The organism is Paraburkholderia lebeckiae, from assembly GCF_050436225.1.
Taxonomy (GTDB): Bacteria; Pseudomonadota; Gammaproteobacteria; order Burkholderiales; family Burkholderiaceae; genus Paraburkholderia; species Paraburkholderia tuberum.
In genome coordinates, this window is sequence record NZ_JBNDLU010000002.1 from 2,105,776 (window position 1) to 2,129,950 (window position 24,175).

Here is a 24,175-nt window from a genome sequence, read left to right on the forward strand (position 1 = left end):
GCATCATGGCCGACGCTCCCACCACGACCTCGCAGCAAAGCGCGGATGCAGCGCGCACCGGCCTGAGCGCCGCCGCGCTCCAACGCGGCGTGCTCGACAATCTGCTGTGCCTGCGGGGCCGCTATCCGGCGATCGCTTCCCCGCATGACTGGTACATGGCGCTCGCGTATAGCGTGCGCGACCGGCTGCTGGCCCGCTGGGCAACCTCCGTACAGACCTACGCCGGAAGCGATGCGCGGGTCGCCTGCTACCTGTCCGCCGAGTTCCTGATCGGCCCGCAACTCGGCAACAACCTCGTCAATCTCGGCATCGAGGCCAACGCACGCGAAGCGCTGCGCGCGCTCGGCGTCGACCTCGATATGCTGCTCGAACTTGAGGAAGAGCCAGGGCTCGGCAATGGCGGACTTGGCCGCCTCGCGGCCTGCTATCTGGATTCGCTCGCAAGTTTGGAAATACCGGCCATCGGCTATGGCATCCGCTACGAGTTCGGCATCTTCGACCAGCAGATTCGCGACGGCTGGCAGATCGAAACCACCGACAAGTGGCTGCAGAAGGGCAATCCATGGGAGATCGTGCGCCCGGAGGTTGCGTACTACGTGGGGTTCGGCGGCAGCACACACAACGAAACCGATGCACAGGGGCACCTGTGCGTGCACTGGACACCCACACGGCAGGTCAAGGGGGTGGCTTGCGACACGCCGATGCCCGGCTATCACGTCAACACGTGCAACACCTTGCGGCTGTGGAAGAGCGAGGCGGTCGAGTCGTTCGACCTGCAGGACTTCAACGCCGGCGACTATTACGAGGCCGTTAACGAAAAGGTCATCTCCGAGACGCTGTCGAAGGTGCTGTATCCGAACGACGAGCCCGAGATCGGCAAGCGCCTGCGTCTCGCGCAGCAATACTTCTTCGTGTCGTGCTCGCTGCAGGACATGCTGCGCCTGCTCGAAATCAAGGGCGAACCGGTCGGACACTTCGCGCAGTTGTTCAACGTGCAGTTGAACGACACGCACCCGTCGATCGCCGTCGCCGAGCTGATGCGTCTGCTGGTGGACGACAGGCAGGTGCCGTGGGACGAGGCCTGGGACATCACGCGGCGCGCGCTCGCGTACACCAATCACACCCTGCTGCCCGAAGCGCTCGAAACCTGGGGGCTGCCGCTGATGCGCAACCTGCTGCCGCGCCTGCTCGAAATCATCTACGAGATCAACCGCCGCTTCCTCGACGAGGTGCGGCAGCGCTATCCGGGCGACGACGTGCGCATCGAACGCATGTCGCTGATCGACGAGCGCGGTGACAAGCTCGTGCGCATGGCGCATCTGGCGACGGTCGGCAGCCACGCGGTCAACGGCGTCGCCGAACTGCATTCCGGGCTGCTCAAGCAGACCGTGCTGCGGGACTTCGCCGAATTGTGGCCCGAGCGTTTTCACAACATCACGAACGGCGTCACGCCGCGCCGTTTCATGCTGCTTTGCAATCCGGCGCTCGCGCGGCTGCTCGACGAGACCATCGGCGCTGGCTGGGTCACTGATCTCGCACGACTGCGCAAGCTCGAAGCCTATGCCGACGACGCCACGTTTCAGCAGCATTGGCGTAGCGTGAAGCAGGCGAACAAGGCCGTGCTCGCCGAGCATATCCGGAGCGTCACGGGCATCGGCGTCGACACCGCCGCGCTGTTCGACGTGCAGGTCAAGCGCATCCACGAATACAAGCGGCAACATCTGAACGCGTTGCTGATCGTTACGCTGTACCGGCGCCTGCTGCGTGATCCACAGCTTGCGCTGACACCGCGCTGTTTCGTATTCGGCGGCAAGGCGGCGCCCGGCTACGCGACGGCCAAGTTGATCATCCGTTTGATCAACGGCATCGCCGAAGTCGTGAATAACGACCCGGTGGTGAACGGGCGTCTGAAAGTCGTCTTCTATCCGGACTTCAATGTGAAAAACGCGCACTTCATCTACCCTGCGGCCGACCTGTCCGAGCAGATTTCGACGGCCGGCAAGGAAGCATCGGGCACCGGCAACATGAAGTTCATGATGAACGGCGCGTTGACGATCGGCACGCTCGACGGCGCCAACGTCGAAATCCGCGAAGAGGTCGGCGACGAAAACTTCTTCCTGTTCGGCCTGACCGCCGACGAAGTGGAACGTGTGAAGCGCGCGGGTTATCGCCCTGAGGACTATGTGAAGGACGACGCGGAACTGAGCGAAGTGCTGCAACTGATCGCCGCCGGTCATTTCTCGCGAGGAGACCGCGAGATGTTCCGCCCGCTGATCGACAATCTGACGCACGCGGACCCGTTTCTCGTGCTCGCCGACTATGCCGCCTACGTGGCGCGTCAGGACGACGTGAGCGCCGCCTGGCAGGACACGCGGCGCTGGACCCGGATGTCGATTCTGAACACCGCGCGCTCGGGCAAGTTCTCTTCCGACCGCGCCATCGGCGAATACTGCGACAAGATCTGGAAGATCCGCCCGATGAGGATCACCCTTGATCAATGACCCTGAAACGGGATCGGTGCGTGCTCATGCGGTTCGCTCCGGGTCGCGGTTTCCCGTGGGCGCGTCGGCGGTGCCCGGCGGCATCAATTTCTGCATCTTTTGCCGTCACGCGACGCGCGTCGAGCTGTTGCTGTACGACGCGGCTGACAGCCCCGAGCCGTTCCAGATCATCACGCTCGCCGCCGGTTGCAACCGAACCTTCTACTACTGGCATGTGATGGTCGAAGCGCTGCCGTTCGGTACCTACTACACGTGGCGGGTGGACGGTCCGCGCGATACGCGCTCTGGCGGCTACGCGTTCGACCCCGACAGGGAACTCCTCGACCCGTATGCCCGCGCGGTCAGCGACGTGCTGTGGACGCGGCCTGCGGTCGGCCAGCCGAATCCCGACGGACACAAAACCCACCGCGCGATCGTGACGGAACCCCTGCCCTCGTCCCCTGGGCGTATCTCGCGCGGACTCGACGACGCGATCATCTACGAGCTGCATGTCGGCGGCTTTACACGTGATCCGTCGAGCGGCGTGCAGCATCCCGGTACCTTCGCCGGCCTGATCGAAAAGATTCCGTACCTGACGCAGCTTGGCGTGACCCACGTCGAGCTGCTGCCGGTGATGGCCTTCGACGAACAGGACGTTCCGCCCGCCACGGCGGCCCTCGGCCTGAGCAACTACTGGGGTTACAGCACGCATAGCTATTACAGCCCGCATCCTCGCTACTGCCGCGATCCCGCGCGCGCGCCCCAGGAGTTTCGCGCGCTGACCGACGCCATGCACGCCGCGGGCATCGCCGTGCTGCTCGACGTCGTGTTCAACCATACGGCCGAAGCGGGCGAGACGGGCCCCGTCATCAACTTCAAGGGCCTCGTCAACGATATCTTCTACCACCTCGACGCGGCCGACCGGCGCCGCTACCGGGACTACACCGGCTGCGGCAACACGATCAATTGCAACCATCCACTGGTGACGACGTTCATCGTGCGCTGCCTCGAATACTGGGTGGAAGAACTCGGCGTCGATGGCTTCCGGTTCGATCTGGCGAGTATCTTCGCGCGCGACCAGCGCGGCGAGCTGATGGTCGATCCACCGCTGCCCTGGGCGATCGAGTCTTCGCGTGTGCTGTCGCGCGTGCCATTGATCGCGGAGGCGTGGGACGCCGCCGGGATGTATCAGGTCGGCGCCTTTCCCGGCATGGCATGGGCCGAGTGGAACGGCCGCTATCGGGACGTGATTCGCCGTTTCGTGCGCGGCGACCCGGGGCTCATCGGGGCGGTCGCGACCTGCATCGCGGGCAGCTCAGACCTCTATGCGGACGACGGCAGGCTGCCCAACAACAGCATCAACTTCGTGACGTGCCACGACGGCTTCACGCTGATCGATCTCGTGAGCTACGGGTCGAAGCACAACGAAGCCAACGGAGACGAGAATCGCGACGGCAGCTCCGACAACCTGTCGTGGAACTGTGGCGCCGAGGGCGGGACCGGCGACGCCCAGATTCTCGGTCTGCGACATCGCCAGGCGCGCAACGCGATGGCCATCCTGTTCCTGAGTCTGGGTGTGCCGATGACGCTCGCCGGAGACGAGGTGCTGCGCAGCCAGCGCGGCAACAACAACACTTATTGTCAGGACAACACGCTCAGCTGGTTCGACTGGACACCCACTGAAGCCGGCTCGGCCATGTCGCGCTTCGTGCGCGAGCTGATCGCGCTGCGCAAACGCCACGCAAGTTTGCGGCGGCGGTATTTTCTGACCGGCCGGCCCTCGGCGGGGCAGACCCGGCCGGATGCGGCATGGCACGGCGAGCGCCTGAACGAGCCGGGCTGGCACGATCCAGGCGCGCGGCTTCTCGCCGTCACGCTGGGCGGCGAAGAACCTGGCGAGCCGGCACTGCACGCGGTGTTCAACATGGACGATTGCGCCCGCACGGTCCAGTTGCCCGCGCCCCGCGACGAGCGGCACTGGCGGCGTATCGTCGATACCGCGCGCGACAGTCCGCATGACATCGTGCAAGCGGCGCAACAGGGCATTGTCGAAAGCGATCAATTTCGCGTGGAGGCACGCAGTGTCGTGGTTCTGGAAGAAGCGAGCTGAACCGACGCAAATAACCCGGGTTCTTGTCCTCTAATGTCGATGCTGTGGCGGATATGCCGTACGCAGTTTCGATTTACTGGCGGAACAATCCACCGGCAACGATCGCGGAGGGCATCATGAGAATTCGCGTAGACGGGCCGTCCGTCGTCTTTGCGATAGTTGCGGTCGTGGCCCATGGCAGCGCATTCGCGAGGTCCGAAGCCTGCCATCCCACCTCGGAAAAGCAGATTTCCGCACTGTTCGATCGCTGGAACGACTCGCTGAAAACCGGCGAACCGCAGAAGGTCGTGGCGAACTACGCGCCGAACTCGATTCTGCTGCCGACCGTCTCGAACAAGCCGCGTTTGACCGCCGACGAAAAACTCGACTATTTCAAACACTTCCTCGAAAACAAACCGGTCGGCACGATCGACTTCCGCGACATCATGATCGAATGCAACACCGCGATCGACTCGGGGCTCTACACCTTCAAATTCGCGGACGGCTCGGTCGTCAAGGCGCGCTATACGTTCACCTACGCGTGGAATGGGCACAAGTGGCTAATTACCAGCCATCATTCGTCGAAAATGCCGGAAGGCAATTAGCCGATGTGGTTTAGAAAAAGTCAGGCTGGGACTTGAACCTCATTCACGAATGACCTGAATACGTCCCGCCTTGACTGCGGCCTTCCATACCGTCCAGTCCGCCTCATTCTGTTCCGCGCCTCGCTATCCCGTCCTTTCCGCCCGATGCGCGGCCTCCTGCACGCCTCGTACAGCCGCGGCCACGATCAAGCCGGTGAATACCACGCCGATCAGCCCGAGGCATGCGGCGTCGATCCGGCCGAACGCCGAAGTGGGCACGACATCGCCGTACCCGATGGTGAGCGCCGTGATCGCGCAGAGGTACACGGTTTCACCCAGCGGCGACGGTGTCCGGTTCGCTGTCTCGACGGGCGCGCCCCAGTAGTACATGCCAAACGTCAGCAGGACGAACAGTAGAAGCAGACCGATCAGAATCGCTCTCAGATACCACAGGGTTATCGCCATTTCCTTCAGGATCTCACCAGCCCGAGGACGGGCCGCGCCATCGCCTGTCGCATTTCCCATTACACGCTCCTGTTGCGATCACCGGATCGGCTTTGCAGCATGCCGCACCGCCTCACTCCGCACGGCGGTGCTGCTCGAAAAACAGAAGCATCAAATACGCATAGGCCGTTACGGCCAGAAAGAGCCCCATTCGCACGGCAAACGCGGTGTAGACATCCTTGCCCGCCACGCTGTCCTGCACCGATTGCCCGAGCAGAATGATCATCGTCACGAGACTGTTCAGCCAGAAGCCCGGCGAACAACGCGTGGGTTGCAGGCCGTACAGCTTGCGTCCCACCAGCAGGCCGAACAACAGCATCCACAGAAAGAACATCCACAGATGCACGAACAGCCTCAGCGCAAACCAGAACGCGATGGCGAGCAGACCGCCGAGCAGCGTCGAGCCGATCAGATCGCGTGCGGCGCCGCGGGCCGAGGTCGTGCAGGTTTGTCTGCCGAGGCTGACGGACTTCATGATGATCGGCATGTAGTTCGCCGGGTCGGTCATCGCGAGCAGATAGGCCGGCATGACGACGAGCGCGGCACGCAGCGCGAGATAGGCCGCCTCGTCTTCCGCCATCGCTGCCGCGGCGGGCTGTTCTCGCGCGCCCATGCTTTCAGGAAACAATCTGTGCGCCAGCGTCGACGCCAGCACGGCAAGCAGAAGTCCCTTCGCCAGCGCGCCGACGACCGTCAGGGCCAGTTCGAAGTCGGCCGTGCCCGCGGCGGAAATCATCGTCAGTCCCGCGACCAGAAATGTCGCGACGAGATTGTTGCCGCCACGCAGCCCGTAACGAAACGCGAAGAACAGCATGAGGCCGACGATCATGACGCCGGCCAACGCATAGTGACGAAGCAACGGAACGAGGAGCAGGCCGCTGCCGGTGGTCGACGCCACGACCAGCGAAAGAATCACGCCGGCCTTCAACGATAGCGGGCGATTCTGCGTGGCCAGCAAAAAAACCGCGAATACCGGCGCGACGACGGGTATCGGGAAATCGAGTCCAAAGCTGACGGCAAGAGCGATCGCCGTTCCGATGGCCACGCGTATCGCGCGATAACCGAGGCGCTGGGTCACGGGCTGCATGGGCTTCTCAATAGACGTATGAGAGCCAGCTCATCAGCCGGATGAACGCGTGTCCCAGCGGATTGAGCGGATTGCCCTGGGTCGGAAAGGCCATCACTTCGGCCTGCCCGCCCACCCGCAGATCGCGCAGACGCGCGCGCTCGCTGTCGTCGAATTCGACGATTACCGGGAAACGCTGCGCGGGCCGCAGCCAGTCGCGGCTATTCTGCACGGTGGGCAGGCTGCCCGCCGGCGTGCTCTGCCCCACGCTCACGCCATAGCCGACACTGCGAACCCGCCCGCCGAACACTTCGCCGGGCAGCACGTCCAATGCGATCTCGACGCGCGTGCCGGGTTTGAGATGGCCCAGATTGTTCTCCGTCATGTCGGCACTGACCCACACGTCGCGGATCGCGATCAGCGTCATGACCGGATTGCCCGCCGCGGCGAACTGACCGACTTCCGTGCGCAGATCGGTCACGACGCCGCTCGAGCGGGCTCTGATCCGCGCGTTGGCGAGATCGAGTTCGGCCTTCTCCAGCGCGCCAGCGGCGCTGCGCAACTGCGCATTCTCCGCCTCGCTTCCGCCCTGCTGCTCCCGCGCCCGCTCGACTTCGGCACGGGCCCCGTCGACCTGGCTTAGCGCCTGTTCATGCGTCGCCCGCGCGACCTCGAGGCGTCGCAGAGAGACGGTGCCCTCGTCTTCGCGATAGAGCCGCTCGAGACGGTCGCTGTCCTGGCGCGCCTTGACCTCGTTCGCGATGGCGGCCCGCAACGCCGCGAGTGCCGACTCGATACCGGCCGTGCTGGCACCGACCTGCCGGCGCGTGGACTGCAGATCGGCGCGCGCCCGGTCAGCGGCAATGCGGTAGGGCTCGCTATCGACTTCGAACAGCACGTCCCCCGCGTTGACATCCTGGTTGTTATGGACGAACACCCGCGTCACGCGTCCCGACACCTCGGCGGCGACGGGCACGACATAGGCCTGAATCCGCGCCTGCTGCGTATACGGCGTGAAACGGTCGGCGAGCAGATACCAGATCAGGCTGAGCACGATCAGACAGAGGATCCATTTGACCGCCCTGCCCGAAGGGTCGGCAGCAGGCGTCGACGACTTCGGCGGGGCGGCGGTTCGAGGCTCGCGGGTATCCTGGGTATCGCTCATCGTGACGCCCCTTCGGCTTGCCCCGGCGTACCGGAAGACGGCGCCGTTCGGTCGAGCAGGTCGCCCCAATCGGTGCGTTGCCGCATCTGTGCGCGCGTCGCCGCGTCGACGAGCGGCTGTTCGGTTTCCCAGCCGCCTCCGAGCGCCTTGTAAAGCGCGATCACACTGCCGAGCGCATTGCTGCGATTGACCACGTACGCGTCCTGCTGCGCGAACAGCGCGCGCTGCGCATCGAGGACCCGCTGGAAGTCCGAATACCCTTCCCGATAGATCGTATTGGCGAGCGTCAGCGAGCGCCGCGCCGCGCCCTGCGCGTCATTCAGAATGGTGTCGCGCTGCAAGGCGGCGAGCAGCGCCGTCGCGGCGTCGTCGGCCTCGCGCGCCGCCTCGCGCACCGTGTTCTGATAAGCCACCGTCAACTCTTGCAGCCGTGCGTCCTGGACGCGCACGTTGTTCGTGATCCTGCCGTAGTCGAACACGTTCCACGTCACGCTCGGGCCCGCGGCAAAGAGCAGTGTGCTCGGTGCGCCCGCGAGCGAACTGGCGGTCCACGTCAGCGTGCCGAGCAACGATACCGACGGGTACAGATCCGCTTTTGCCACGCCGATGAGCGCCGACTGCGAAGCCATCTGGTACTCGGCCGCGCGAACGTCAGGGCGGCGCAACAGCAGATCGGCCGGCACGTCCTGCAGCACCGCATGATCCACCAGCGGCACCACGCCATCCTTGCCCGCCTGCACGTCGAGTTCCGGCAGCGGACCCGGCGCTCGCCCGATCAGCACCGACAGCGCATGACGCGCAAGCACGATCTGGCTTTCGAGATCGGGGATGCTGCTCAGCGTCCCAAGGTACTGAGTCTTCGCCTGCTGGAAGTCGAGTTCGTCGGATTCGCCAGCCTTGAAGAGCTTTTGAGCGATGTCGTAGCTGCGCTTTTGCAACTGGGCGTTCTCGCGAGCGATACGTAGCCGCGCCTGCGCGACCCGCAATGTGAAATACGTATCCGCGACCTGCGCGTGCAACAGAACCAGCGCATCGTCGCGGTTGGCTTGCGCGGCGAAGAACGCGGCGTCGGCCGATTCGATCGCGCGGCTGAAACGTCCCCAGAAATCGAGTTCCCAGCCGATGCTGAAGCCCGCGCCGTACTGCACGAAGACGCCCGAGCGCGGATTGGAACCATCCGAGCGCTTGCGCGCCGAAGCCAGTACATCGGCACTCGCCTGCTGCACCTGCGGATAGCGTCCCGCGAGCGCGATGCCGAGCTGTGCGCGCGCCTCGAGCACGCGCAGTCCGGCGATCTTCAGGTCGCCGTTGTTCGCGTCGGCTTCGGCGATCAGACGTTCGAGATTCCTATCGTCGAAGATCAGCCACCACTGGCGCACATCGGGCTGTGCACCCGGTTGCGTGACCCGCGTGATCGATTCGCTACTCCAGTGCTCGCTCCACGCTTCATGCTGCGGCTTGAAGTCCGGGCCCACCCGCATGCATCCGCTCAGGCCAACCGCCGCCCCGAAAAGCACTGCGATCCCGTACGGACGCATCAACGGTGACACGGAGCCATCCTCGAGCTTCAGGTCTGCTTCTGTTCGTGGGTCTGCGTGGGTTGCGTGGGTTGCCTGGGTTGAGGCTGGTCTCGGACCCAGCGCCAGAACAGCTGATAACCGACGGCCAGCATCACGGGCCCAACGAATAGCCCGATGACGCCTCCCGTCACCATGCCGCCGAGCGCTCCGATCAGCACGACGGGCATCGGCACCGCGACGCCACGGCCCAGCATCAATGGCTTGAGCACGTTGTCGGCGAGGCCTGCGACGAACACGTAAACCGAGAAGATGATGTTTGCGGTGTTCACGCCGTCCGTGACGATCACGAAGGCGATCACCGGAATGGTGATCAGCGTGGCCGGCAATTGCATGATGCCGAGCAGCAGCACGGCCAGCGCGAGCAACCCCGCGCCGGGTATCCCCTTCACGACGAAGCCGATGCCGATCAGCAGCATCTGGATAAACGCGATGCCCACTACCCCCTGGGCCACCGCACGAATCGTCGCCGTGCACAAGTCGGCGATCTGAGCGCCGTTCTCGGGGCCCGAGATGCGCGAGGCGATCTGCACCGCGCTGTGATAGCCCTTCTCACCGTGGGCCATCAGGATTCCTGCGACGATCAGCGCGACGAAAAATATCACCAGGCCGGCACCGAGACCCGTCACCGTTGCAAGCACAGCGAGCCCGGCCTCCTTCAGCTGCGGGGCGAATTTATGCGCAAGACCGGTCAGGTCCGTCGATGCCTGTTGCCAGAAGTCGTACACACGCTGGCCGACCAGCGGCCAACTCGCCACCGACTCCGCGGGAGGCGGAATCCGGAAGCTACCGCTCCTGGCAATGGCGATCGATTTCTCGACCGAATCGGCTACCGCGAGACCCAACGCATACGTTGGCACCAGAATCACGACAAGCGCGACCAGGACGATCAGCGTGGCGATCAGGCCATCCTTGCCGCCGAGCATGGAGCGAAGCAGGACCTGCAGCGGATAGAGCGTGATCGCAAGAATCACCGACCAGGCCATCAGGTTAAGAAACGGCGCGAAGATCCGAAAACAGAATACGGCCAGGACCGCGACGAGTCCGGCGCGGATCAGGACGTCGAGCATCTCTCGGGATGGAGTCCGTTGGGGAATCGGTGTGAGCAGCATAAGTCGTTCTCCCGCCAGGTCGCGTCGCGGTTCGGCGGCGACACCGTGATAGGCCTGAAAACTCAAACCCACTGGAACGTTCTTGACGCCAATACCAAGGCCTGCCTGCAATTCCGGCATCTTAGGAAGAGGATCGCGCCGGCTTTGTCGTCGACAGAGCGCGGCGTTTCACTACTATTGAACCCGCGCCTGAAATATTCAATTGGACTTTGGTCTCATAGCCTCGAGCCGTCCGGAGCTCAGCCCGCCGCCGACAGTCATGGAGAAAACCGTGAGATTGATGGCCATCGTCGCCCTTCTTCTTGCCATGATGCCTGGCGCGCCTGCCCTCGCCGCCGGGGTCGGCTTTCAGAAGGTCGACATACCGAATGGCGCCGAGCCGCCGCTCACTGCCGGAATCTGGTATCCCACCGATGCGCCGGCCACGCCGCACGCCTTGGGCGACGTCACCCAGACCGTCGCGGCCGACGCGCCGATCGCAGGCCATCACCTGCCGCTGATCGTGCTGTCGCACGGCGGCGGCGGCTGGTACGGCGCCCATTACGACACGGCGCTCGCGCTGGCTCGCGCGGGCTTCGTCGCGGCGGCGGCCAGCCACGCCGGCGACACTTTCGATGACCAGAGCCGCGTGCTGCAACTCTGGCGCCGGCCCGCGCAGCTTCATCGGCTGGTGATCGTCATCAGCCGCATCCCTGGTACGACGAGCCGGTGCGGGACGACCTGCCCCGCGCTCCCGACTATCGCGTGGTGGCCAACGCCGGCCACCACGACTTTCTGCCACCTTGCGATGCGCGTCTTGCGCGGCTGCGCCCGGAGATCTGCGACAGCGCGCCGGGCTTCGATCGGACGGCGTTCCATCAGCGATTCAACGCCGCTGTGGTGCGATCTTTCGAGTCGATGTTGCGATAGGAAAGAGACTCACCCGAATTCGTCGTGTTGCGGCAATTGGTCAGTGATCGAATACCACGGTGCCTTTGAACCCACGAACATGTGGGCAGTGGGAGACATGGCGGGCGAGTCTGTGAGTGTTCCCAGCGTGACGTGAACGTACTGTCCCTGACGAACCACTGAGAACATCAGGCTTCCACATATTTTGCAGCGCACATCATGCGACGCTCGCTCATCGCCGAAAATCAACAGGCTGTCTTCGCCCCGAGTGATGCGCAGCTTGTCGCGCTCGATTCCCGCGAAGGGTTTGAACGCCGAGCCGGTCGCGCGCCGGCAGTTTGAACAGTGGCAGTTCAACGCATAGACGAATTCGTCTCTTACCGAGTAATGGACGGCACCGCAAAGGCATCGGCCGGCAAGCAATGGTTTCATGGCTGCTTTTAAACAGAAGGTACGTCGCAAATTGGAAAGTCACGCAGCCGTGATTATTCGCGAGCCGACGCGCGATGTCGAACCGCCAGACCGCTAGCGCCTGAAAATTACCCGCGCCGTGCCGACCTCGATCGGAGAGGAGGTGTGCTGGTGGACAATTTTCCATCCGTCGGCCTGCTGCCTCAGCGTCATGGTGAGGCGATTGTCCATGGAGCGCAGTTCCAATCCGTCGGCGTCGACGGCTTTATATGTCGCGAATGCGTGGACGACGGCGAGGTCCGCGGCGACGATCGTTTGTGCCGCGCTGAAATCGACCATCACACCTTCTGTACCCAGCGAACCGAACCAGCCCTCCACCATGGCGTGCCACGATGCGATGCCGTGGTACGACCATGTCCCCCACATGTCGAAGACCACCGCATCGCGGTCGTATAGCGCAACGAACGCGTCCACGTCTTTTGCCAAAACCGCGGCTTTGTAGCCTTCCATGACTTGCAGGATCGGATTGTCGAGTTTGGTCACAGTGTGCTCCCAGGTCGGATGACGATGGCGGCCAGACTTGCGCAAAAGGGCAGATCCAAGGTTCCTGACCAATTGTCTTACCAGGTCACGACGATCGACGCACCCTCGGATCGACATCCCCTCGAAAAAACCTTCTACGCGATATTGCGTTGCCTTGATCAGATCCCCGCCCGCTGCGCGGATCACTGGGCGATCTGCTGACGTTGATACTCGTCGTGCTTCATTTCCATATAGTCGGCGCGGCTGACCTCGTGCAACTGCCGCGGATACTGCTCGGTCGCATCGAACCAGTCAGCGAGGCGTTTGTCGAGGCGGGCGTTGGGCGGGCTGGAAAGCGCGCCAAGATAGGCATCGATGGCGAGGTAGTAGCGCATCGTATTGCGTTCGACCAGGCCGCGCACGCCGCCGATGTATTGCGGCTCGCTCGTCGACGAATCGGGCGTAGCGGAAAAGCCGACCTTGTTGCTGCCGATCGTCGCGAGGTAGGTTTTCATGGCAAACCGTCCCGCCGTGCCATATCCGTACGCGTAGGTCAGGTGAATAAAGGTGCGATTATCGCCCACCGGTATCGCTTCCAGCACGATACGGTAGTCTTTCGTGCTCAGCGGACCCGTGGCGGCAGTGAGCTCGACGCGAAAATAATCAGGGGTGTTCGCTACCGCACGAAAGTTGAATTGCACGCGGTATGACGACGAAAGCGATTCCTCGGTTTTCTTGCCGATGTTCACGGTGAGGATCGTACCGCTGTCGCTGGTCGACGCATGGCAGTATTTGGTGTTCAGATGCAGGATCAGCACGTCGCACCAGTTGGCCGGGCCCTGAGTCGGGTCGTCGAGCGCGCCGCTGACCACCGCGAAAGGATAGTTGAGCACCCCGTAAATATCGCCCTTGAGCGCCGACGGCAACTCCTGCGATTCGAGGTACAGCGGTCGCTGAAACTGGTTGTGCGCGAGTTGCTGCGTCAGACTTTGATATTTCGCGCGCAGGCGAGCCGCGCCGTCGTCCGCTTGTGCGACGACGCTCTGGCATAAGAAACAGAACACCGTCGTGATCAAGACAATCCACCACGGTCGCGTCCGCCGATTACCGGCCAGGTATGTCGCAAGCCTGCTCATGGTCCTCCTCCTTTGGCTCAGGTTGTGGCGCAACAGAGGACGATCCGATCCTGGCGCCCTCGTTGTTCCCGCATATCGCCGACCTCATACGGCCATGCGCAAATACAGGCCGCGCAACTCGAACCCTCATCACTCGCCCGGCGCCCATTCCGGGCTGTAACCTCCGAGTGCCGGGTGATACATCTCATCGCCCGAATGCTGGGTGAACTCAACGTTGAGTCGGTCCTCGCGCAAGCCAAGGATTTCGATGCACAGCGCACAAAGCGCTTTGGCCAACTCCATGCGCAACTCCGGCGGTCGCCCTCTTCTGATATCGAGCATCATCAACGCAACGGGCACCGGTTCCCCGCTCTCCTCCGCAATGCGCCACACGCTACCGGGACCGAGTTCGCGGATGGCTACGCTGATTCGCCTGACGTCAACCGACATCATCCGAGCATAGGTCTCACTCATTTTCGCCGCGAGCAGTCTCTTGCTCTCGACAGAGTAGTGATCGTTTACATCAAGCTGTAGATAAGGCATTGCATCGATCTCCGACGAAAGTGTTGCGCACTCGCCAACTATATGCCGCGCCATCCAATCGATCAAAACCGTCGCCCCAGCACGCTCTGGCGAGCCGATCGTCGCTCGTCTCCGTAGCAGTATCGAACGCCAGGCAGGCATGCATGGCTGACGGGCACTCTGTTTTGGCCTATTGCCCTTGCATAATGGTCTTCACTATTTACACGAAGTCCCGGATCAACGAGATACGTTCGCTGCCGGGAACTCGCCTCCGACATTCAACAGCGATGAGTCGTTTATTTCATTGGCTGTCCTATTGTTTGCTCGCGTTCTCGCCCACAGCGTGCCTGCTGTCAAATCGATCGTCAGGAGAATCGTCATGCGTAAGATGCTTACCGTCGCTGTCGCAGCGTTTTGTATTGCGTCCTTTTCGCACGAGAGTCGTGCCTCTGGCGATGATGATGTCCCACAAGCCCGATGCACGCTACCTCAAGGTACGGTCGCATTGGTGGAAAAGCAGTTGCATACGGTCGTGAACCTGCCCGATGCGAACGGCGGGATCTTCAAGCCTAACCGGATGTGGGCGGCCATTGTCGATCGGCAGGGGCATCTGTGTTCGGTGATCGTGACCGGTGACGCCTGGCCCGGTAGCCGGGCCATTGCAATCGCGAAGGCTTATACGGCGAACGGTTTCAGCAACGACGCACTCGCACTATCGACGGCAAATCTCTACGCGGCCACCCAGCCGGGCGGCTCCCTTTACGGCCTGAATAATTCGAATCCTTTTGACGCGCGCTTCCTCGAACAGGGCAGCGGCATCGGACACACGCTTGGCGGCGTCATTACCTTCGGCGGCGGCGTCGCGCTTTATGCAGCAGGGAAAGTCATCGGAGGATTGGGCGTGAGCGGCGATAGCGCCTGCGCCGATCATGCGATCGCCTATCGCATGCGCAAGCTCGCGGGGCTCGGCACTGTACCCGCCGGCCAAGGCCCGAACAACACGGATAACATCGTCTATTCAACGAGCGGATCTCCGATGGGCTTTGAGCATCCTCATTGCTTCCCGAGCGACCTGAGCGCCGATAAGATCGAGCAGATACCTTCGCACTGACCGGCTTCGAACGGTTGGCCGCCGACACCCACTGACGACGGCAATCATCGACCCGTGGCATCGGGCTTCCGGACAACGTATCGGAAGCCCGCGTAGCGTCTCAGACAGTCGGATCTGGATTGCGTTCGTACCCGCAGACTGATGCGGTGAAAATCGTCAACGCATCTGCCCGTCAATTTGCCTGCGCAGACGATTTTCCTCGTCTTGGAGCTCGGGCGTAAAAGCTTCGCCAAAGTCCGCAGGCTCAAAGAACGGGCGAATCTCGATCTCTGAATCACTGACCATCGGATTCGGGCAGCGCTTTACCCATTCAATCGCTTCGTCCATCGATTGAACCTGCCAGAGCCAGTACCCGGCGATCAATTCCTTGGTTTCCGCAAACGGGCCGTCAATGACGGTGCGGTCCTTCCCTGAGAACCTCACGCGAGCGCCGGCCGAACTCGGCTTCAACCCGTCGCCGCCCTGCATGATGCCGGCCTTGACCAATTGCTCGTTGTACTGGCCCATCGCCGTGAGGAGTTCGGTACTCGGCATTTGCCCGGCTTCCGATTCGGGGGTTGCCTTGATGATGACCATGACGCGCATTTGGGTTTTCCCTTTGAAGACGAAAGTGTCTGGAGACAACGGCGCCTCCAGTGACTACGACGAATGATCATAGGAGAAATCGACACGCGCAAGACACGATTGCGCGATTTTTCAGAACGTTTCTCGATGAGCGTAAAGGCGCCTGGCAGCCGTGAGCATTGACAGAACTCCCCGATCCGCCACAAGGTGGTCACGGCACTGCGAACGCTTTTTGCACCGACTTTTCGCCTGTATCGGCGGGCCATTGTGCGCGGATCTTCGTCACGACCAGCTCCGGAAGCGGTACGTAATCCAGCGCGTTGACCGTCGGCCCACCATGACTCAACGCCCATTCGAAAAACTTCAAGGTGGCTTCGTCGTGGCCCGGCTTGATCGGCGCCGCGGGGAGCAACACATAAGTCGCGCCCATGACCGGCCAGGCATCCTTGCCCGGCTGGTTGGTCAGCGGTTGCGAGAGAGAACCCGACCAGTCGGCGCTCGCCGCGGCTGCCTTGAAGGTCGCGGCGCTGGGCTGAACGACATTACCCGCCGCATTGGTCATGGCAACGTACTTCAAGCGGTTCTGTTTCGTGAAATCCCATGCGACATAGCCGATTGCGCCGGGCAGATAGCCGACGTACGTGGCAATACCCTCGTTGCCTTTACCGCCGATGCCGAGCGGCCATCGCACGCTAGTGCCTTCGCCTGCCCTGCGCTTCCATTCCGGACTGACCTGCGCGAGGTAGTGAGTCCAGATCAGCGTCGTGCCCGAGCCATCCTGGCGACGCACCACGGCAATCGGGTAGTTAGGCATCTTGATCTTTGGGTTCAACCGCACGATTGCCGGGTCGTCCCAGAACTGAATCTTGCCGAGAAAGATTTCGGCGATGACCGGCCCCGTCAACATCACCTCGCCGGCTTTGAGCCCCGGAAGATTCACGACGGGTACCACGCCGCCGATTACGGTTGGAAATTGCCGCAAGCCGTCGCGGGTCAGTTGATCGTCGGTCAGTGGCGCGTCCGAGCCCGCAAAGTCGACTTCCCGGGCGATGACCTGCTTGAGCCCATCGGACGAACCCGTGCCCTGATAGATCACCTTGCTGCCACCCGACTTCTGGTAGTCGGCGGCCCATCGGGTGTAGAGAGGAGCGGCGAACGTGCTGCCGGCTCCCTTAATGTCGGCGGCGTAGGCCGCGGTTGCGCATGAACAGCAGATCAGACCAGCCATGATGGCGTCGGATGTTCTCACGAATGTCTCCCGTCGGTTCTTGTTCCGGGACATCGCTGATCCAGACCTGCAACTGCGTGAACTCGTTGGAGGGCGACCGTGCCGGCGATTCAATGTGCAGCTTTCATCGGGTGTGCCAGGTCTCCTGCGTGACGCGCCATACGGCACATTAAAGAACGGTGACAGGCCGAATTCCAGTTGAATCATGCTATCGAACGCGCCGTGCCCGGCGGCCTCTTCCATAATTGCAGGCATCCGGTTTCCGGATTGCCGACACACATCAGACATCCCTTGACGTCTCGTCCCACGGTGGCACGCCCGAAAACGCGTTGACAAGGAAATCGATTGCCGCTGTCTCGCTGGCCGGGGACGTGCAATCCGAAGAATTCGCGAAAGCGCTGGTCGAACTCGCCGTCAGCCGCTTCGGCCGCCTCGACATCGCCTACAACAACGCGGGGACGCTGGGTGAAATGGGACCGTCCACAGGCGTATCGGAAGCGGGCCGGTCAGCGACGCTGGCCACTAACCTGACGAGTGCGTTTGTCGGCGCCAAGCATCAGATTCCTGAAATGATCAAGCAAGGCGGTGGATCGATCATCTTCACGTCGACGTTCGTCGGCTACTCGTTCGCCTTCCCGGGGACCGCCGCCTATGCCGCGAGCAAAGCCGGCCTGATCGGACTGACGCAAGCGCTCGCGGCTGAATACGGCCCGCAAGGCGTGCGCGTCAACGCGATCCTCCCGGGCGCGGTGGACACGGAGATGTATCGCGGTATGAACGATACTGCCGAATCGCAGACGTTCGTGACCGGGCTGCACGCGCTCAAGCGGGTCGCAAAGCCGGAAGAGATTGCCCGCTCGGCGCTCTACCTTGCTTCCGACGATTCGTCCTTCGTGACGGGTACCGCTTCGTTGGTGGACGGCGGGGTTTCGATTACGCGCACCTGAGCTTTCTTGACGACGGCAGCCGCGGGAATGCGGATGTTCGACGACGACCCGCGAGCGGCTGCTTGACCCACGCTTCGATGATGTCGGCTCGTGTCCGAAGGTACGGTATCGGATGCGCGGCCGACATCGGAGCGCTCGGGCGCGAGCGTCGACCAGCGTCGGCTGATGGACGAACCCGCTACCATGAAAAATAAACGACCACTGTACGGTTCCTCACCTAATCTTTGATCAGTTGAACCGCGAAAAGCAAAGCGCGAGTCAGCCGGAGTAACCAACAAGGAGGCGGGCCATCATGAAGACGTTAGTCCACACAGCTTGCGCGGTCGCGGTCATGGCCGTGCCAGTTGCATCGCTGGCGCAGGCGGACGGGGCGCTGACGCACGCGCAAGTGCAGGCAGAAATCGCTCAGCTCGAGCAAGCCGGCTTCAATCCGGCCAATGCGAATACCATCGACTTTCCTACCAACATGCCGACCACCAACGCCGCTGCCGCAGGCCAAAGCAGCGGCTACGGCCCCGCGACCAGCGGCACGCAGCAGATGGGTCACCCGGCCAGCACAAGTGGGATGAAGCCGGTGTTCTTTGGCGGATCGTAAGCCTGCCCGTCTGACAAGATCGACGATGCAGAGCATGCCGTCCGCCCAGCCGCGGACGGCGTGGAGTGCCGTGCTATGCGCGCTTGCAGAGTGGTTTCGGCTGCCGCCTGAATGCCCGAAGCCGTCATGACGACGTTTCGGACGCACCCGACCCGAGCGCCATGTCGCATGGCGCCTGCTGTATTGCCAGCCTCGTTTCGCTGAGCGCCTGGGCGCGAACAGCTAACGCCTCGTCAGCGTTTGTTAACGTCGATGGTCAGTATTTCGTATCCGGGGTCGGCGTGCTCGTTCGCGACTTTATTCGCTTCCTCGTACGAGCGAAAGGACGTGGCTTCCTTAATCTCCGGTGCCATGCCGATATCGCCGTCCTCCGCGGTGCAGAGGAACTTTTCGCCGGTCTTTACGACGTAGACGGTCGTCATATCTCCCTCCATGGCTTGCAGGGGAACTTCCAGTCTAGCAGGCTGGAAGGGTTGCACACGGTTCGCTGAGTCGTCCGAAAACGCTCGCGAGCGACCCGACGTCTAAACATGCCAACGACTCACTGACGACTGCTGGCCGCATCGAGACGACTTGGGGCGATCATGATCAGACAGCACCCGTGCGTCCTCGCCGTGGGTTCACGAACCAGGCGATTCTGCTTTGCTTACTCCAATCGCTGCTTTCGCTCAGGGCGTCACTGCGCGATCGACCGCCGCACATTGCGGGCAATCCACGCCGTAAGACCGGAACGGCCCGCGATCGACAGCGTGCGGCGCGGCCCCAACACGATGCCGCCGATCACCAGCACGAGAAGCAGCGCAACATGCGGCGCCTCGGCGAGCGACGCGAGCACATTGCCGGCGGAGGACCGCGAGGCTGCCCGCATCCCCGGCAACGCGGCGGTCCGGTTCGCCACGAGCAAGGCGGCTCGCGTTGCCTCCATGCGTTCCAGAATGGTGGCCCGGGCAAGCTCATTGGCGTGACGTGGCTGACTCATTTGAGCGACTCCCTGAGAGCGTCGAGATCGGAGTGAATCTCGGCCTTGAGGACGTGAAGCGATTGCGCCGGTTTCTGCGCCCGCAAGACGAGAAAAGACACGATGCACACGAGCAGCCAAGCGGCGGCCACGCCCCAGACCACCGCAAGGAAGTAAGGCGTCTGCCACGCGGTGGCGATGATCGCGATGCAAAAGAAGGACAGCGTGAACAGGCCCGCGACTGCCAACGCCATGAGTGCGCTCAACTCGCGCACCAGACGCTTTCGCGTCTCCTCGACTTCCAGCGCGAACAGTTCGCTATAGTCGGTGACGCGTTCGACGCAGAATCGCCCGACGTTGCGCCACCTCGTAACCTTCGCATGGATCGACATGCCGTCCTCCTTACGATTCATTTGCGCCGGCCGCCATCAGCAAAGACTTCTCCCCTGGGCCGACAGAGCAAAGCGACGCCAGCGTTGAACGCGGCGCAAGGGCCGGGCCCGCGCTGAGCGATCGCACGCCGCGTGCCCGTGCCTGGACGGATGCATGCACGCGTTCGCCCTGGCGGCACAGGGCTTGCTTGAATCAGGCAGATCATTCGCCCCCCGAGGACAGCATGACCCCGCTCCCCCCAACCGATCACACTGACCGCGGCGCCGACGCCAGCATCGGCGAGACCGGCTCCGACATGGCTACCGCGGACGGCCGCGCGATGCCGGCCGCGCGCGCCGAGCGCGACTCCCACCACGCGATGCACGACGCGCACCGCGGCGCGCTGATCACGGTGACCGCGCATCGGAACTCGCGAGGCGCCTGGATCGCCGACGTGTCGATTTCCCGCGAGGGTCGGCCGCTGGAGCTACCCGCCAATCTGGCCAACGTGGAGCCCGTGACGCCGGAATGGCTCACCGAGGCGGAAGCGTTGCGCGCCGGCATCGAACAGGGCCGCTATCTGATCGACCGGACACTGAGCGGCGGCGCCGCATCTCTGTCGGCGTCGCTGGGGCCGGTGCGCTGACGCGGGCGTCGCAACACGCGCACCTCGCAAATATCGTGATTGCAGGTTCGCCCGGGTCGAGATTGTCTTTCTGATCGCCGAGGCGTCAGAACCGTGCCCGCGCCGGCGACCCGGCGCAAACGCGTTAGTCGTCGCTATCGAGCCCGCCTGGCGGCGGCCCGATCGTCATGCCCGCGCCCGACCCTGTGCGGGTTCCCGGGGGATAGGCATCGGTTGCTGTCTCGGGCGGAACGTCCGCGACGCAGCGGCTCGCGTCGCCGTCGCGCAGACATTGCACGAAACGGTCCGCCTCCTGTGGCGAGCGAAATCCGTAGATCTTGCTGGCAACCTGCACCTGTGTGTCCGACAGTCGCTTCGACGGCGTTTCCATCACTACTCCTTTTTGCTCGAAGATCTATCGCTACGAGCAACGCGCGCGCCACCTCTCATGCAATCGCGTTTCTCGCGAGCGACGACGCGCGCTTCATCACGGGCGTCAATCTGCCGGTCGACGGTGGGCTGAGCGCGTCGAACTGACAACCGAAGCAGGCCTAGCGCGCCGCGCTCAACCGTCCTGCGTCGGCGATGCCGACGGCGGCCCGCAAGTCGTCCGGATGAACCATCAATTCGCGGACCTCGCGCAGCGTCGCGTACTGGTCGAGCACCGTCCGCCATCTCGGCGATTCGAGCAACTGATGCCACACCGGTTCCAGCACCGCGCAATCGGCGTCGCGCCCGTCCGCCAGTGCGCCCGCGAAATCGAGGCTGGCGTGCGCCGACAGCAGCTGCATCCGGCTCGCAGGGCTCAGCACGCGCGGCGCCGCTTCGACGGGTGCGTCGCAGCAATAGAGCACGGTCCTGCGAAGACCGGCCCCGTCGCTCGTCAGCGCGGCGAGCGACGCGCCGCTCAAAACCACCGTCCCCTGCTGCGTCCGAAACGGGTAGACGGTGTGCGGGTCCGCATGCGCAAGCAGCGTCAGACCACGCACGAGCCGCGGCAGATCGGTGGTGGCCGCATCGACCGATGCCTTCGCTTCGACGAGCAGGCAGACGTCCCACGCCGCCGCGTCGGCCGGGGGCTGTGCCTGGCGCAGCAGCACCACGTCCCATTCGGTTTTCGCGCGCTCGTGGCTCGCGGGTATCGCGGCCGGCACGCGCATCGAGTTCACGACACGGTACGAGGCGAGCGCACCCTGCGCATCATTGAGGCGCCGCGCGAGCGCGTCGAGCGCATCGGCGGCCGATGCCTCGACCGCGGCGCCGCGCTGCTTCGAGCTCAAGCCTCGTGCCACGGCAGTCGAGCTTCCCGGGCGCGGCCCCTGGCGATCCCACAGCGTCTGGTACTGACGCACGCGCTCGTCGGACGCGAGCGCGTAAAGACGGCGCAAGCGCTGCAAAGGGGCACTCTCCAGCAATTGCGCGAGGCCGCGTTGCAGCGCCGCGTCGTGCGCGATTTGCGGCGTATCGATGCAAGCTTGCACGGCTTCGGCCAGTTCGGGCCACGCTTCGGTGAATGCCAGCGCGTGCAGACGCGCCAGCGCGTCGCGTTGCGGGCCGGGTAGCAGCCGCTGCTGCTTGGCCGGATGTGCGACCGCATTGACGGCCGCGTAGATCAGCCGGCGATCGACGCTCGCGTGCGCGGCCAGCGACGCGTACTCGCGCACCACCGTGCTGCGATGCCGTAGCAGCATCGCCTGAAACACCGGGTCGCCGGCTTCCTCGCGCATCGCCTCCCGAATCATGCGCGCGAGCGCCTCGACGAAGAAGCGCTGGTTCGCCGCATCCGGCGCTTCGCGACGCGCGCTCGCCTCGCGAGCCTGCTCGATCGCGAGCGCGAGCACGGTGGCGGGTCTCGCCTGCTGCATCGGCGCGCAGACCGCCGCGAGCGCCGGCAGGCGATAGCGACGCGCGACAGCGTCGAGCATCTCGTCGAGCAACGAAGGCGATGGCGTCAAGGACATTGCGATATGTCGATCAGTTGGCGAAATAACTGTACATGAAGGTTCGATGCGGCGCGCGGACCGGCACGGGTCGCCCCCGTCAAAACGTCATTGCCATAAACTTCATAAAAAATGGGCGCTGGGAAATCCCGATAAACATTACAAAACACAAACACAAATCGAACCAGCAATTACATTTTCCCGACATTAAACATGCAATACGAATTCAGCACGAAAATTGCTGCTCCGGATTAACGCGGAAAAGACGGCTTCAATCATGCAGGCGCTTAATGCTCGGCGTACACTCGCCGGGAAGCCTTGCCATAAGGCGCAAGGACTACAGTGCCGTCCGCGATCAAACGCGGTTTGTGGAGACTCAGGAGAACAATCAATGAGCTGGACTCGGGAACAGAGAAACGTCACGATCGCCGCCTATCTAGGCTGGACGCTCGACGCATTCGATTTCTTTCTGATGGTGTTCGTATTGAAAGATATCGCGCAGGAATTCAATACGGACATTCCGTCCGTCGCGGTCGCGATCATGCTGACCTTGATGATGCGCCCGCTCGGCGCATTGATTTTCGGCTGGCTCGCCGACAAATACGGCCGCCGTCCGACGCTGATGCTCAACATCGCGTGCTTCTCGTTACTCGAACTGCTGTCCGGTCTGTCGCCGAACCTGATGACGCTGCTCGTGCTGCGCGCGCTGTTCGGTATCGCGATGGGCGGCGAATGGGGGGTGGGCGGCGCGCTGACCATGGAAACCGTGCCGCCGAAGTCGCGCGGTATCGTCTCGGGTCTTCTGCAAGCCGGTTATCCAAGCGGCTACCTGCTCGCGTCGATCGTGTTCGGCCTGTTCTATCAATACATCGGCTGGCGCGGCATGTTCTTCGTCGGCGTGCTGCCCGCGTTGCTCGTGCTGTACATTCGCGCGCACGTGCCGGAGTCGCCCGCGTTCCAGACGCTCGAAAAGAAGGTACGGCCCGGCCTCGTCGCGACGCTCAAGAAGAATGTCGGCCTGTCGATCTACGCGATCATCCTGATGACCGCGTTCAACCTCTTCTCGCACGGCTCGCAGGATCTGTATCCGACCTTCCTGCGCGTACAGCGCCAGTTCGACGCGCACACGGTGTCGTGGATCACGATCACACTGAACATCGGCGCGATCTGCGGGGGTCTGTTCTTCGGCTGGGCGTCGGAGAAGATCGGCCGCAAGCGCGCGATTTTCATCTCCGCGCTGATCGCGCTGCCGGTGCTGCCGCTGTGGGCATTCTCCACCACGCCGATGCTGCTCGCACTCGGCGCGTTCCTGATGCAGATCTCGGTGCAAGGCGCCTGGGGCGTGATCCCGGTGCACCTGAACGAAATTTCGCCCGATGAAATCCGCGCGACCTTCCCCGGTCTCGTGTATCAACTGGGCAATCTGATCGCGTCGGTCAACGGTCCGCTGCAAGCGAAAATCGCCGAAATGCACAACAACGATTACGCGCTCGTGATGGCGGTCGTGATCGGCATCGTCGCGCTCGTGATCTGCGCGCTGATTCCGTTCAGCCGCGAGCGCCGCGGCATCGACATGACGCAGTCCGCGCGTGAAGTCGTCGGCGCGGAATCGACGGGCGGCGCGGTCGGAGGACGAGTTTAAGAGCTTGAGGCTTTCGGGAGCCGGGTCAACCCGGTCGCCGAGCGCAAGGCCAGATCACATCGCAACACAACACGAGGCCGTTCCGATTCGTTCGGAACGGTCTTTTTATTTTCCGCACGGTATGACGCGCCACGCTTCGCCAGCATGGCTCCCCGACA

25 protein-coding genes and 1 pseudogene are annotated in these 24,175 nt (G+C 63.1%); 9 read left to right on the forward strand and 17 right to left on the reverse strand.

Annotated features, from left to right (window positions below; genetic code table 11):
* Positions 1-5 precede the first annotated feature (5 nt).
* The 3 genes from OKW45_RS24335 to OKW45_RS24345 all read left to right on the forward strand — a co-directional run bounded on the left by OKW45_RS24335 (position 6) and on the right by OKW45_RS24345 (position 5,174).
* On the forward strand, positions 6-2,501 hold the full coding sequence (locus OKW45_RS24335) for a glycogen/starch/alpha-glucan phosphorylase (protein ID WP_429471617.1): 2,496 nt from the start codon (positions 6-8) through the stop codon (positions 2,499-2,501).
* Positions 2,491-4,590: a glycogen debranching protein GlgX gene (gene glgX, locus OKW45_RS24340; protein ID WP_429471619.1), complete on the forward strand. Its 2,100-nt coding sequence runs from the start codon at positions 2,491-2,493 to the stop codon at positions 4,588-4,590. The genes OKW45_RS24335 and glgX overlap by 11 nt, the downstream gene beginning before the upstream one ends.
* Positions 4,591-4,706: 116 nt before the next feature.
* Positions 4,707-5,174 carry a protein kinase gene (locus OKW45_RS24345; RefSeq protein WP_429471621.1) on the forward strand — a complete coding sequence of 156 codons (468 nt, stop codon included), beginning with the start codon at positions 4,707-4,709 and terminating at the stop codon, positions 5,172-5,174.
* Between the two features lie 123 nt (positions 5,175-5,297).
* On the opposite strand, the gene OKW45_RS24350 is transcribed toward OKW45_RS24345, so the two are convergent.
* The 10 genes from OKW45_RS24350 to OKW45_RS24395 all read right to left on the reverse strand — a co-directional run bounded on the left by OKW45_RS24350 (position 5,298) and on the right by OKW45_RS24395 (position 14,056).
* The gene (locus tag OKW45_RS24350; RefSeq protein ID WP_429471623.1) at positions 5,298-5,678 is read right to left on the reverse strand and encodes a potassium channel family protein; all 381 of its coding nucleotides are present in this window, start codon (positions 5,676-5,678) and stop codon (positions 5,298-5,300) included.
* Between the two features lie 52 nt (positions 5,679-5,730).
* Positions 5,731-6,744: a DUF2955 domain-containing protein gene (locus tag OKW45_RS24355; RefSeq protein ID WP_018418309.1), complete on the reverse strand. Its 1,014-nt coding sequence runs from the start codon at positions 6,742-6,744 to the stop codon at positions 5,731-5,733.
* 7 nt (positions 6,745-6,751) lie between these two features.
* The gene (locus tag OKW45_RS24360; protein ID WP_429471625.1) at positions 6,752-7,888 is read right to left on the reverse strand and encodes an HlyD family secretion protein; all 1,137 of its coding nucleotides are present in this window, start codon (positions 7,886-7,888) and stop codon (positions 6,752-6,754) included.
* Positions 7,885-9,426 (reverse strand): TolC family protein, encoded by a 1,542-nt coding sequence (locus OKW45_RS24365; RefSeq protein ID WP_429473349.1) that lies wholly within the window; start codon positions 9,424-9,426, stop codon positions 7,885-7,887. The genes OKW45_RS24360 and OKW45_RS24365 overlap by 4 nt, the downstream gene beginning before the upstream one ends.
* 29 nt (positions 9,427-9,455) lie before the next feature.
* Positions 9,456-10,577: an AI-2E family transporter gene (locus OKW45_RS24370; RefSeq protein ID WP_090805704.1), complete on the reverse strand. Its 1,122-nt coding sequence runs from the start codon at positions 10,575-10,577 to the stop codon at positions 9,456-9,458.
* Between the two features lie 121 nt (positions 10,578-10,698).
* Positions 10,699-11,241 (reverse strand): hypothetical protein, encoded by a 543-nt coding sequence (locus tag OKW45_RS24375; protein WP_429471627.1) that lies wholly within the window; start codon positions 11,239-11,241, stop codon positions 10,699-10,701.
* Positions 11,242-11,495: 254 nt separating this feature from the next.
* Positions 11,496-11,897, reverse strand: coding sequence for a GFA family protein (locus tag OKW45_RS24380; RefSeq protein ID WP_184008796.1), 402 nt, complete (start codon positions 11,895-11,897; stop codon positions 11,496-11,498).
* A 93-nt stretch (positions 11,898-11,990) separates the two neighbouring features.
* Entirely contained in the window at positions 11,991-12,419 is a 429-nt protein-coding gene (locus OKW45_RS24385; RefSeq protein ID WP_429471629.1) for a YybH family protein, read from the reverse strand.
* A 182-nt stretch (positions 12,420-12,601) separates the two neighbouring features.
* On the reverse strand, positions 12,602-13,534 hold the full coding sequence (locus OKW45_RS24390) for a hypothetical protein (protein ID WP_429471631.1): 933 nt from the start codon (positions 13,532-13,534) through the stop codon (positions 12,602-12,604).
* Positions 13,535-13,663: 129 nt separating this feature from the next.
* Entirely contained in the window at positions 13,664-14,056 is a 393-nt protein-coding gene (locus OKW45_RS24395; RefSeq protein WP_429471633.1) for a tautomerase family protein, read from the reverse strand.
* 358 nt (positions 14,057-14,414) lie between these two features.
* Here OKW45_RS24395 and OKW45_RS24400 point away from each other — a divergent pair, with 358 nt between their 5' ends.
* A complete protein-coding gene (locus tag OKW45_RS24400; RefSeq protein WP_026225443.1) occupies positions 14,415-15,146 on the forward strand; it encodes a GlcG/HbpS family heme-binding protein in 732 nt (243 codons plus the stop codon).
* 156 nt (positions 15,147-15,302) lie between these two features.
* Here OKW45_RS24400 and OKW45_RS24405 read toward each other — a convergent pair whose 3' ends face one another.
* Together OKW45_RS24405 and pstS are read right to left on the reverse strand one after the other, a co-directional pair.
* Entirely contained in the window at positions 15,303-15,731 is a 429-nt protein-coding gene (locus OKW45_RS24405; RefSeq protein ID WP_018418318.1) for a YciI family protein, read from the reverse strand.
* A 190-nt stretch (positions 15,732-15,921) separates the two neighbouring features.
* Entirely contained in the window at positions 15,922-16,938 is a 1,017-nt protein-coding gene (gene pstS, locus OKW45_RS24410; protein WP_429473350.1) for a phosphate ABC transporter substrate-binding protein PstS, read from the reverse strand.
* Positions 16,939-17,267: 329 nt separating this feature from the next.
* On the opposite strand from pstS, the gene OKW45_RS24415 reads away from it, so the two are divergent.
* Both OKW45_RS24415 and OKW45_RS24420 read left to right on the forward strand, forming a co-directional pair.
* Complete coding sequence (locus OKW45_RS24415) at positions 17,268-17,885, forward strand: SDR family oxidoreductase (protein ID WP_275426067.1); 618 nt, start codon at positions 17,268-17,270, stop codon at positions 17,883-17,885.
* Positions 17,886-18,177: 292 nt separating this feature from the next.
* Complete coding sequence (locus OKW45_RS24420) at positions 18,178-18,480, forward strand: DUF4148 domain-containing protein (protein ID WP_026225444.1); 303 nt, start codon at positions 18,178-18,180, stop codon at positions 18,478-18,480.
* Positions 18,481-18,713: 233 nt separating this feature from the next.
* Here OKW45_RS24420 and OKW45_RS24425 read toward each other — a convergent pair whose 3' ends face one another.
* The 3 genes from OKW45_RS24425 to OKW45_RS24435 all read right to left on the reverse strand — a co-directional run bounded on the left by OKW45_RS24425 (position 18,714) and on the right by OKW45_RS24435 (position 19,830).
* Positions 18,714-18,902 (reverse strand): hypothetical protein, encoded by a 189-nt coding sequence (locus tag OKW45_RS24425; RefSeq protein ID WP_018418322.1) that lies wholly within the window; start codon positions 18,900-18,902, stop codon positions 18,714-18,716.
* A 254-nt stretch (positions 18,903-19,156) separates the two neighbouring features.
* Positions 19,157-19,459, reverse strand: coding sequence for a hypothetical protein (locus tag OKW45_RS24430; RefSeq protein WP_113061865.1), 303 nt, complete (start codon positions 19,457-19,459; stop codon positions 19,157-19,159).
* Complete coding sequence (locus OKW45_RS24435; RefSeq protein WP_018418324.1) at positions 19,456-19,830, reverse strand: phage holin family protein; 375 nt, start codon at positions 19,828-19,830, stop codon at positions 19,456-19,458. The genes OKW45_RS24430 and OKW45_RS24435 overlap by 4 nt, the downstream gene beginning before the upstream one ends.
* A gap of 224 nt (positions 19,831-20,054) precedes the next feature.
* Here OKW45_RS24435 and OKW45_RS24440 point away from each other — a divergent pair, with 224 nt between their 5' ends.
* On the forward strand, positions 20,055-20,456 hold the full coding sequence (locus OKW45_RS24440; RefSeq protein WP_429471635.1) for a DUF6566 family protein: 402 nt from the start codon (positions 20,055-20,057) through the stop codon (positions 20,454-20,456).
* A gap of 124 nt (positions 20,457-20,580) precedes the next feature.
* Here OKW45_RS24440 and OKW45_RS24445 read toward each other — a convergent pair whose 3' ends face one another.
* Entirely contained in the window at positions 20,581-20,826 is a 246-nt protein-coding gene (locus OKW45_RS24445; RefSeq protein ID WP_429471637.1) for a hypothetical protein, read from the reverse strand.
* Positions 20,827-20,885: 59 nt separating this feature from the next.
* Between OKW45_RS24445 and OKW45_RS24450 the strand changes: the two are divergent.
* A pseudogene (locus tag OKW45_RS24450) lies at positions 20,886-20,972 on the forward strand (SDR family oxidoreductase); the annotation flags it as partial.
* 14 nt (positions 20,973-20,986) lie between these two features.
* Here the strand turns inward: OKW45_RS24450 and OKW45_RS24455 are convergent.
* Entirely contained in the window at positions 20,987-22,396 is a 1,410-nt protein-coding gene (locus OKW45_RS24455; protein WP_429471639.1) for a 3-deoxy-D-arabino-heptulosonate 7-phosphate synthase, read from the reverse strand.
* A 370-nt stretch (positions 22,397-22,766) separates the two neighbouring features.
* Between OKW45_RS24455 and OKW45_RS24460 the strand changes: the two genes are divergently transcribed.
* Positions 22,767-24,017, forward strand: a complete 1,251-nt coding sequence (locus OKW45_RS24460) for an MFS transporter (RefSeq protein ID WP_429471640.1) — start codon at positions 22,767-22,769, stop codon at positions 24,015-24,017.
* Positions 24,018-24,175: the final 158 nt, after the last annotated feature.